The sequence below is a fragment of the Pseudoalteromonas sp. APAL1 genome, assembly GCF_021532475.1.
GTDB classification, from domain to species: domain Bacteria; phylum Pseudomonadota; class Gammaproteobacteria; order Enterobacterales; family Alteromonadaceae; genus Pseudoalteromonas; species Pseudoalteromonas lipolytica_C.
Window position 1 is genome coordinate 112,324 of the sequence record NZ_JAKGAW010000009.1, and the last position, 9,347, is coordinate 121,670.

The 9,347-nt window shown below is 43.7% G+C and carries 17 protein-coding genes; all 17 read left to right on the top strand.

What is annotated here, in order from left to right; translation table 11 throughout:
• The first annotated feature begins 201 nt into the window (after positions 1-201).
• The 17 genes from rplN to rplQ all read left to right on the top strand — a co-directional run bounded on the left by rplN (position 202) and on the right by rplQ (position 8,683).
• Positions 202-570: a 50S ribosomal protein L14 gene (gene rplN, locus L1264_RS06635; RefSeq protein WP_010378257.1), complete on the top strand. Its 369-nt coding sequence runs from the start codon at positions 202-204 to the stop codon at positions 568-570.
• A 10-nt stretch (positions 571-580) separates the two neighbouring features.
• Positions 581-895, top strand: coding sequence for a 50S ribosomal protein L24 (gene rplX, locus L1264_RS06640; protein ID WP_054554391.1), 315 nt, complete (start codon positions 581-583; stop codon positions 893-895).
• 16 nt (positions 896-911) lie between these two features.
• Positions 912-1,451 carry a 50S ribosomal protein L5 gene (gene rplE, locus L1264_RS06645; RefSeq protein ID WP_058586187.1) on the top strand — a complete coding sequence of 180 codons (540 nt, stop codon included), beginning with the start codon at positions 912-914 and terminating at the stop codon, positions 1,449-1,451.
• A 10-nt stretch (positions 1,452-1,461) separates the two neighbouring features.
• On the top strand, positions 1,462-1,767 hold the full coding sequence (gene rpsN, locus L1264_RS06650; protein WP_135922850.1) for a 30S ribosomal protein S14: 306 nt from the start codon (positions 1,462-1,464) through the stop codon (positions 1,765-1,767).
• A 21-nt stretch (positions 1,768-1,788) separates the two neighbouring features.
• Positions 1,789-2,181, top strand: a complete 393-nt coding sequence (rpsH, locus tag L1264_RS06655; protein ID WP_063702326.1) for a 30S ribosomal protein S8 — start codon at positions 1,789-1,791, stop codon at positions 2,179-2,181.
• Between the two features lie 13 nt (positions 2,182-2,194).
• On the top strand, positions 2,195-2,728 hold the full coding sequence (gene rplF, locus L1264_RS06660) for a 50S ribosomal protein L6 (protein WP_054554387.1): 534 nt from the start codon (positions 2,195-2,197) through the stop codon (positions 2,726-2,728).
• Positions 2,729-2,737: 9 nt separating this feature from the next.
• Positions 2,738-3,088 carry a 50S ribosomal protein L18 gene (gene rplR / locus L1264_RS06665; RefSeq protein WP_036974021.1) on the top strand — a complete coding sequence of 117 codons (351 nt, stop codon included), beginning with the start codon at positions 2,738-2,740 and terminating at the stop codon, positions 3,086-3,088.
• A gap of 9 nt (positions 3,089-3,097) precedes the next feature.
• On the top strand, positions 3,098-3,604 hold the full coding sequence (gene rpsE / locus L1264_RS06670) for a 30S ribosomal protein S5 (RefSeq protein ID WP_036974018.1): 507 nt from the start codon (positions 3,098-3,100) through the stop codon (positions 3,602-3,604).
• Between the two features lie 3 nt (positions 3,605-3,607).
• Positions 3,608-3,790 (top strand): 50S ribosomal protein L30, encoded by a 183-nt coding sequence (rpmD, locus tag L1264_RS06675; RefSeq protein ID WP_016710201.1) that lies wholly within the window; start codon positions 3,608-3,610, stop codon positions 3,788-3,790.
• Positions 3,791-3,794: 4 nt separating this feature from the next.
• Positions 3,795-4,229 carry a 50S ribosomal protein L15 gene (rplO, locus tag L1264_RS06680; protein ID WP_135922849.1) on the top strand — a complete coding sequence of 145 codons (435 nt, stop codon included), beginning with the start codon at positions 3,795-3,797 and terminating at the stop codon, positions 4,227-4,229.
• Positions 4,230-4,239: 10 nt separating this feature from the next.
• Positions 4,240-5,568: a preprotein translocase subunit SecY gene (gene secY, locus L1264_RS06685; protein ID WP_036974013.1), complete on the top strand. Its 1,329-nt coding sequence runs from the start codon at positions 4,240-4,242 to the stop codon at positions 5,566-5,568.
• 22 nt (positions 5,569-5,590) lie between these two features.
• A complete protein-coding gene (gene rpmJ, locus L1264_RS06690) occupies positions 5,591-5,704 on the top strand; it encodes a 50S ribosomal protein L36 (RefSeq protein WP_002959476.1) in 114 nt (37 codons plus the stop codon).
• Between the two features lie 128 nt (positions 5,705-5,832).
• Positions 5,833-6,189: a 30S ribosomal protein S13 gene (rpsM, locus tag L1264_RS06695; protein ID WP_036974011.1), complete on the top strand. Its 357-nt coding sequence runs from the start codon at positions 5,833-5,835 to the stop codon at positions 6,187-6,189.
• A 13-nt stretch (positions 6,190-6,202) separates the two neighbouring features.
• On the top strand, positions 6,203-6,589 hold the full coding sequence (gene rpsK, locus L1264_RS06700) for a 30S ribosomal protein S11 (protein ID WP_036974009.1): 387 nt from the start codon (positions 6,203-6,205) through the stop codon (positions 6,587-6,589).
• A gap of 21 nt (positions 6,590-6,610) precedes the next feature.
• The gene (gene rpsD, locus L1264_RS06705) at positions 6,611-7,231 is read left to right on the top strand and encodes a 30S ribosomal protein S4 (protein ID WP_135922848.1); all 621 of its coding nucleotides are present in this window, start codon (positions 6,611-6,613) and stop codon (positions 7,229-7,231) included.
• 24 nt (positions 7,232-7,255) lie between these two features.
• Entirely contained in the window at positions 7,256-8,242 is a 987-nt protein-coding gene (locus L1264_RS06710; RefSeq protein ID WP_004589198.1) for a DNA-directed RNA polymerase subunit alpha, read from the top strand.
• A gap of 39 nt (positions 8,243-8,281) precedes the next feature.
• Positions 8,282-8,683, top strand: a complete 402-nt coding sequence (gene rplQ, locus L1264_RS06715; RefSeq protein ID WP_004589197.1) for a 50S ribosomal protein L17 — start codon at positions 8,282-8,284, stop codon at positions 8,681-8,683.
• Positions 8,684-9,347 lie beyond the last annotated feature (664 nt).

A 9,347-nucleotide genomic window follows, 5' to 3' on the forward strand; every position in this document is an offset into this window, starting at 1 on the left:
GCTGCTGTAATTCCTCAATGCAGGCATTGCGATTAATTCCAAATTAATTAAAAAATAACCTACCACTTCCTTGCCATTGCTGCTACAATTGCCCGCCCTTAAGAGACAACTTGCTTGTTTTTTGAGTGGAATTTAACCGAAATGTCTTGATTTTAAACAAAATTAAGGCGTGTTGTAATTTCTACACCGGAGGTCATTAACATGATCCAAATGCAAACTCAGCTGGACGTTGCTGATAACAGCGGCGCTCGCAAAGTGCAGTGTATTAAAGTCCTTGGCGGTTCGCACCGTCGCTATGCAGCGGTTGGCGATATCATCAAAGTTTCTGTAAAAGAAGCAATTCCTCGCGGTAAAGTGAAGAAAGGTGATGTTAAAAACGCGGTAGTTGTGCGTACTAAAAAAGGCGTTCGTCGTCCGGACGGTTCTTTGATCCGTTTCGATAGCAATGCGGCTGTTATCTTAAACGATAACTTACAGCCAATTGGTACTCGTATCTTCGGCCCTGTGACTCGTGAACTTCGTACTGAAAAGTTCATGAAAATCGTTTCACTAGCACCAGAAGTACTATAAGGAGTCTATCATGGCAGCAAAAATCCGTCGTGATGACGAAGTAATCGTACTAGCAGGCAAAGACAAAGGTAAGCGCGGTAAAGTGCTTTCAGTTGTTGCTGAATCTGGTCGAGTATTTGTCGAAGGCATCAACTTAATCAAGAAGCACCAAAAGCCTGTTCCTCAGTTGAACCAAGCTGGCGGTATTGTTGAGAAAGAAGCGTCTATCGACGTATCAAACGTTGCGATCTACAACTCGGAAACGGGTAAAGCAGATCGTGTAGGTTTCAAGATTGAAGATGGTAAGAAATTACGTATCTTTAAATCTACTGGTAAAACTATCTAATAGTTGGAGTAGAATGATGGCGAAACTGCATGAAGTATATAAAGACAAAGTAGTTGCTGAGCTTCAAGAGAAGTTTGGTTTCAGCTCTGTCATGCAAGTCCCTCAGATCGAAAAGATCACATTAAATATGGGTGTGGGCGAAGCTCTAGCTGACAAGAAGATCCTAGATAACGCTGTTGCGGATCTAGAAGCAATCTCTGGTCAGAAACCTCTAATCACTAAAGCACGCAAATCAGTTGCAGGCTTCAAAGTGCGTGAAGGTTACCCAATTGGTTGTAAAGTAACCCTACGTGGCGAGCGTATGTGGGACTTTTTTGAGCGTTTGGTTTCAATCGCTATCCCACGTATTCGTGACTTCCGTGGTGTAAGTGCTAAGTCTTTTGATGGACGTGGTAACTACAGCATGGGCGTACGTGAGCAAATCATCTTCCCAGAAATCGATTATGATAAAGTAGACCGTGTACGTGGTCTTGATATCACTATCACTACTTCTGCGAAAACAGATGATGAAGGCCGTGCGTTGTTAGAAGCGTTTAACTTCCCATTCAAGAAATAAGGGTAGGGTTATGGCAAAGAATTCTATGAAAGCGCGCGAAGCAAAGCGCACTAAATTAGTTGCTCAGTATGCTGAAAAGCGTGCGGCACTAAAAGCTATCATCAGTGATGTTAATACATCTGACGATGATCGTTGGGACGCGGTATTAAAGCTACAAGCTTTACCACGTGATTCTAGCCCTTCACGTCAACGTAATCGTTGTAACGTTACGGGCCGCCCACATGGTTACCTTCGCAAATTCGGCATGAGCCGTATTAAAGTTCGCGAAGCAGCTATGCGCGGTGAAATTCCTGGCCTTAAAAAGGCTAGCTGGTAATAGTATCACGGGAGTAAGACTATGAGCTTGCAAGATCCTATTGCGGATTTGTTTACACGTATCCGTAACGGTCAGTCAGCGAAGAAAGTATCAGTAACGATGCCAACTTCAAAACTGAAAGTAGCAGTAGCTAAAGTATTAAAAGATGAAGGTTATATCGCAGATTACGCTGTAAGCGGTGAAGCGAAGCCTGAGCTTTCTATCGAATTAAAATATTTCGAAGGCAAAGCTGTTATTGAAAATATCCAGCGTGTTAGCCGCCCTGGTCTACGTATCTATAAGAAACGTGACGAATTACCAAAGGTAATGGGTGGTCTTGGTATCGCTATCGTATCAACTTCTAAAGGCCTAATGACAGACCGCGCAGCACGTAGTGCCGGCGTTGGTGGTGAGATCATTGGCTTTGTAGCTTAATCGGAGGGGAACTATGTCTCGCATAGCAAAGGCACCAATCAATGTTCCTGCCGGTGTAGAAGTTACATTAAAAGGCCAGGACATCACAGTTAAAGGCAAAAACGGTGAATTAACTCGTACTATCAACGACGCTGTTGAAGTTCAAGTTAACGACAACGTTATTACAACTTTACCTCGTGAAGGCGTAGCTAATGCATGGGCACAAGCAGGTACTGCTCGCGCTCTAATCAACAACATGGTTGTTGGTACGCATGAAGGTTACGAGAAGAAACTTCAGTTAGTAGGTGTTGGTTACCGTGCAGCAGCTAAGGGCAAAGTATTAGACTTAACTCTTGGTTTCTCACACCCAGTTAATTTCGAAGTACCAGAAGGTATTACGATTGAAACACCAAGCCAAACAGAAGTTCTAGTTAAGGGCGTAGACAAGCAGTTAGTTGGTCAAACAGCTGCTAACATCCGTGCATACCGTAAACCTGAGCCTTATAAAGGTAAAGGTGTTCGTTACGCGGACGAGAATGTACGCCGTAAAGAGGCTAAGAAGAAGTAAGGTAAGACGATGGATAAAAAAACAGCTCGTCTACGTCGTGCTAAACGCACTCGTAGAAATTATATTGAACAAGGCACAACGCGTCTTGTTATCCACCGCACGCCACGTCACATTTACGCTCAAGTAGTTACTGCTGAGGGTACTGTACTGGCTGCTGCTTCTACTGTTGAAAAAGCAATTAGCGAAACAGTTAAAGGCACAGGTAACGTTGCGGCTGCTCAAGCAGTTGGTAAAGCGGTTGCTGAACGTGCAGCTGACAAAGGCATCGAAAAGATTGCTTTTGATCGCAGTGGCTTTAAATATCACGGCCGTGTGAAGGCGCTTGCTGATGCAGCGCGTGAAGCCGGTCTGCAATTCTAGGAGTAGACAATGGCTAACGTAGAAGCAAAGCAACAACAGCCTGATTTGGCTGAAAAGCTAATCGCGGTAAACCGTGTGTCTAAAGTGGTTAAAGGTGGTCGTATCTTTAGCTTCACTGCACTAACTGTAGTTGGTGACGGCGCAGGTAAAGTAGGTTTTGGTTATGGTAAAGCACGTGAAGTTCCAGCTGCAATTCAAAAAGCAATGGAAAAAGCACGTCGCAACATGATCAGTGTAGACCTTAACGGTAACACGCTACAGCACCCAATCAAGGGTCGCCACGCGGGTTCTAAAGTATACATGCAGCCTGCTTCTGAAGGTACAGGTATCATCGCCGGTGGTGCGATGCGTGCAGTACTAGAAGTAACTGGTGTACAGAACGTATTGTCAAAAGCATACGGTTCAACTAACCCGATCAACATCGTTCGTGCAACGATTGCTGCTCTAGAGAACATGAACTCTCCAGAGTCAATCGCTGCTAAACGTGGTCTTAGCGTTGACGAAATCACGGGGTAAACCATGGCTAATAAAACTGTAAAAGTAACACAAGTAAAGAGCTCTATCGGTCGTTTACCGAAGCATAAAGCTACATTACGTGGTCTTGGTCTACGTCGTATCAATCACACTGTTGAGTTAGAAGACACAGCATGTGTGCGTGGTATGATTAACCAAGTTTCTTACATGGTAAAGGTTGAGGGTTAATTCGATGCGTTTGAATACACTTTCACCTGCTGCTGGTGCAAAAACAGAAAAGAAACGTCTAGGTCGTGGTATTGGTTCTGGTCTTGGTAAGACTGGTGGCCGTGGTCATAAAGGCCAAAAATCACGTTCTGGCGGTAAAGTTCGCGTTGGTTTCGAAGGCGGTCAAATGCCTATGCAACGTCGTCTACCTAAATTTGGTTTCACTTCACGTAAATCATTAGTATCTACTGAAGTTAACCTTTTTGAAATCGCTAAAGTTGATGGCGATGTAGTAGACGTAAACGCGTTACAAGCAGCTGGTCTAGTTAAAAAGAACATCCAGTTCGTTAAAGTAGTAAAATCTGGCGAAGTTTCACGCGCAGTAACCGTTAAAGGTCTTAAAGTGACTAAAGGTGCTCGCGAAGCTATCGAAGCTGCCGGAGGCAAGGTAGAAGACTAAGGAAGTACTAATGGCTAAACCAGGTCAAGATATGAAAAGTGCACAAAGTGGGCTTTCGGAATTGAAGCGTCGATTACTATTCGTACTAGGTGCTATCATTATTTACCGTCTAGGTTCATTCGTGCCGATCCCTGGGATTGACGCCGCTGTACTTGCCGATTTCTTCGAGCAACAAAAGGGCACCATTGTTGAAATGTTTAACATGTTCAGCGGTGGTGCGCTTGAGCGAGCCTCAGTGTTGGCACTGGGTATTATGCCGTATATCTCGGCTTCGATTATTACGCAACTATTAACGCATATGTATCCGCCGTTTATAGAGCTTAAGAAAGAAGGTGAGCAAGGGCGTAAGAAAATCAGCCAGTATACACGCTACGGCACGCTTGTGCTTGCTACTATCCAATCTATCGGTATTGCTACAAGCTTACCGGGCATGATGGACGGGTTAGTTGTTAACCCAGGTATCGGTTTCTACTTCACTGCTGTAGTGAGTTTAGTAACAGGTACTATGTTCCTTATGTGGTTGGGCGAACAAATTACAGAACGTGGTATCGGTAACGGTATTTCGGTTCTGATTTTTGTTGGTATCGTAGCTAACCTGCCGTCTGCTATTGGTTCGACAGCCGAAATGGCGCGCCAAGGTGATCTGAATGTACTTGTACTGTTATTGATTGCTGTAATCGTATTCGCTGTTACTTACCTAGTTGTATTCTTCGAACGTGGACAACGTCGTATCGTTGTAAACTATGCGAAGCGTCAACAAGGTCGTCAGGTATTTGCTGCTCAAAGCACGCACTTACCGTTGAAAGTAAATATGGCGGGTGTTATTCCACCAATCTTTGCTAGCAGTATAATTCTGTTCCCTGGTACAATTGCAAGCTGGTTCGGCCAGGGTGAAGGTCCGGTCGCTGATGTGCTACAAGCAATCGCAACAACGTTGACTCCAGGTCAACCTTTATATGCGATGGTTTTAGCTGCGGCTATTATCTTCTTCTGCTTTTTCTACACCGCGTTGGTATTTAACCCGCGTGAAACAGCAGATAACCTGAAAAAATCTGGCGCATTTATCCCAGGTATTCGTCCAGGTGAGCAGACATCTAAATACATTGATAAAGTGATGACACGCCTGACATTGGCAGGTGCTTTGTATATAACCTTTATCTGTCTGGTGCCCGAATTCATGACTATGGCATGGCAAACGCCATTCTATTTCGGCGGTACATCAATTTTGATTATCGTTGTTGTAATCATGGACTTTATGGCACAAGTACAGACGCATCTGATGTCACATCAGTATGATTCTGTGCTGAAAAAAGCAAACCTTAAAGGCTACGGCCGATAAGGTCATTTTACGGAGTTGAGCAATGAAAGTACGTGCTTCCGTTAAGAAAATATGCCGTAACTGTAAAGTTATTAAACGTGCTGGTGTAGTACGCGTAATTTGCAGTGAGCCTAAGCACAAGCAAAGGCAAGGCTAATTAAACAGTCGTGCAGGCTGAGTTATTTACTCGGCCTGTGTTTTTAGTTGTGATTTGGTCTTCGTTTGAGTATCCTTACGGGCTTTTCAAACAGATGATAACCAAATTCAAATATAGGAGATGTGTTAGTGGCCCGTATCGCTGGCATTAACGTCCCTGATCATAAACATGCAGTTATCGGTTTAACTGCTATTTATGGCATAGGTAAGACTCGCTCTAAGGCTATCTTAGCAGCGACTGGTATCGCCGAGACCACAAAAATCGGTGAACTTTCAGACGAAACACTTGACGTATTGCGTGAAGCAGTTGGCAAGTACACTGTAGAAGGTGACCTTCGTCGTGAAGTTACATTAAATATCAAGCGCCTTATGGACCTTGGTTGTTTCCGTGGCCTACGTCACCGTCGTTCGTTACCACTTCGTGGTCAACGTACTAAGACTAACGCGCGTACTCGTAAGGGTCCTCGCAAGCCTATCAAGAAATAAGGTGGGGTAGATTATGGCTAAAGCACCAATTCGTCGTAAGAAGGTTAAAAAGCAAGTTGCTGATGGTATGGCTCATGTTCATGCTTCTTTCAACAACACTATTGTAACAATTACCGACCGTCAAGGTAATGCACTATCATGGGCTACAGCAGGTGGTTCAGGTTTCCGTGGTTCACGTAAATCTACTCCATTCGCTGCTCAGGTTGCTGCAGAGCGCGCAGGTACTGCTGCTCAAGAATACGGTTTAAAAAATCTAGAAGTTTTCATTAAAGGTCCAGGTCCAGGTCGTGAATCTGCTGTACGTGCTTTGAATGCTGCTGGTTACCGTATCACCAACATCACTGACGTGACGCCAATCCCTCATAATGGTTGTCGTCCACCGAAGAAACGTCGCGTTTAACAATAGGTTAGGAGAAATAACATGGCAAGATATTTGGGCCCTAAGCTCAAGCTGAGTCGTCGTGAAGGTACTGACCTGTTCCTTAAGAGCGGCGTAAGAGCTATCGACTCTAAGTGTAAACTTGAGACTGCACCTGGTCAGCACGGCGCTCGTAAAGGTCGCTTATCTGATTACGGTTTACAGTTACGTGAAAAGCAAAAAGTACGTCGTATCTACGGTGTATTAGAAAAGCAATTCCGTAACTACTACAAAGAAGCTGCTCGCCTTAAAGGTAATACAGGTGAAAACTTGTTACAGCTTTTAGAGCAACGTTTAGACAATGTTGTATATCGCATGGGTTTTGCTAGCACACGTGCTGAAGCACGTCAGTTAGTTAGCCACAAAGCGATCTTAGTTAATGGTCGTGTTGTGAACATTCCTTCATACGTAATCTCACCAGAAGATACTGTTGTGATTCGTGAGAAGTCTAAAACACAAGCACGTATCATCGCTGCTCTAGAGTTGGCTGAGCAACGTGAAAAGCCGACTTGGGTTGAAGTTGACGGTAAGAAAATGGAAGGTAGCTTCAAGCGCCTACCTGAGCGTTCAGATCTGTCTGCGGACATTAACGAACAACTAATCGTCGAACTTTACTCTAAGTAAAGTTAAGAGTTAAGAGAGGATAAAATGCAGGGTTCTGTTACCGAATTCCTAAAACCAAGGTTAGTCGATATCGACGCTATCAACCCAACGCGTTCTAAAGTAGTTTTAGAACCATTAGAGCGTGGCTTCGGTCACACTTTGGGTAATGCCTTACGCCGTATACTGTTATCATCTATGCCTGGATGTGCAGTAACTGAAGTTGAAATCGACGGTGTATTGCATGAGTACAGCGCGAAAGAGGGCGTACAAGAAGACATCATTGAAATTCTGTTAAACCTTAAAGGTCTAGCAGTAACTTTAGAAGGCAAAGATGAAGTTTTTCTGACCCTGACTAAATCTGGTGTAGGCCCTGTGACTGCGGCTGATATTCAGCACGATGGTGATGTAACTATCGCCAACCCAGATCACGTTATCTGTCACCTTACGACAGATAGCAGCGAGATCAGCATGCGTATTCGTGTTGAGCGCGGTCGCGGTTATGTGCCGGCATCTAGTCGTTTATCCTCTGATGACGATGAGCGTCCAATTGGTCGTCTGCTGCTTGATGCATCATTCAGCCCAGTTGAACGTATTGCGTACTCGGTTGAATCAGCCCGTGTTGAGCAACGTACAGACTTAGACAAGTTAATCATTGATATGGAAACAAACGGCACTTTAGATCCTGAAGAAGCGATCCGCCGTGCGTCTACTATCTTAGCTGAGCAATTAGATGCATTCGTAGATTTACGTGATGTAACTGAGCCAGAAGAGAAAGAAGAGAAGCCAGAATTCGATCCTATTCTACTTCGTCCAGTTGATGATCTTGAACTAACAGTACGTTCAGCAAACTGTTTGAAAGCCGAGCAAATTCAATATATCGGTGATTTAGTTCAGCGCACTGAAGTTGAGCTTCTTAAAACGCCTAACTTAGGTAAGAAGTCTCTAACTGAAATTAAAGACGTGCTAGCTTCACGTGGTCTATCTCTAGGTATGCGCCTAGAAAACTGGCCACCTGCAAGCCTAGCTGAATAATCTAAATCACTATATTAGTTTAGTTAGAAGGATAGGGTCATGCGCCATCGTAAGAGTGGTCGTCAATTAAACCGTAACAGCAGCCATCGCAAAGCGATGTTCAGCAACATGGCTGGTTCTTTGGTGAAACATGAAATCATCAAAACAACTTTGCCTAAAGCTAAAGAGTTGCGCCGTGTAATTGAACCTTTAATCACACTGGCTAAGACTGACAGTGTAGCAAACCGCCGTTTAGCGTTTGCTCGCACGCGTGATAATGAAGTAGTTGGTAAATTATTCAGCGAAATCGGTCCACGTAATACAGACCGTCCTGGTGGTTACACTCGTATTCTTAAGTGTGGCTTCCGTGCTGGTGATAATGCACCAATGGCTTATATTGAACTAGTTGGTCGCCCAGCGACAAACGAAGAAGTTCAAGAAGACGCGCAGTCTGCAGAGTAAGTCGTAAAGACACCAAAAAGCCGAGCTTATGCTCGGCTTTTTACTTTCTGAAATTCATTATTACTAAAATACCTCTACCAACCCCATATCTTTACTATACAATCTTGAAGCAACTAGCAACTAGCAACTAGCAACTAGCAACTAGCAACTAGCAACTAGCAACTAAGATCACATATAAAGATCAATATAGTGCTCGTTAGTAGTTACATCTTCTCTTATACAAGTTAAAAACAAGCGTATCTATAAACTTTATTGGCCAAATAGCTATAATACGCCCCTATTTAGTGTGCTTTTTGCCCGTTTCGTTCGTATTTTGCTCGAACAGTCATTTTTTTCATAAAAACTTCAAAAAACAGTTGATCTCAATTCGGATCTCCCTATAATGCGCATCCATCGACACGGCGGACTGCTTACAAACAAGCAAAACAACGAGTCGATTGAGTCAAGTAAAACTGAGTTTTGAAAAAATAAACTTTTCTCAAAATTAAGTGTTGACAAAAATAACGGCTTGCGTAGAATGCACAGCCCTTGAGACGTAAAAGTATCTCAAAACGTTCTTTAACAATATAAAGCAATCATCTGTGTGGGCACTCGTACAGATTGAGTTCTAACAGCAGATTCTAGTTCGCTAGATGACGCAAACAAATTTAGAGTCTCAATTGAA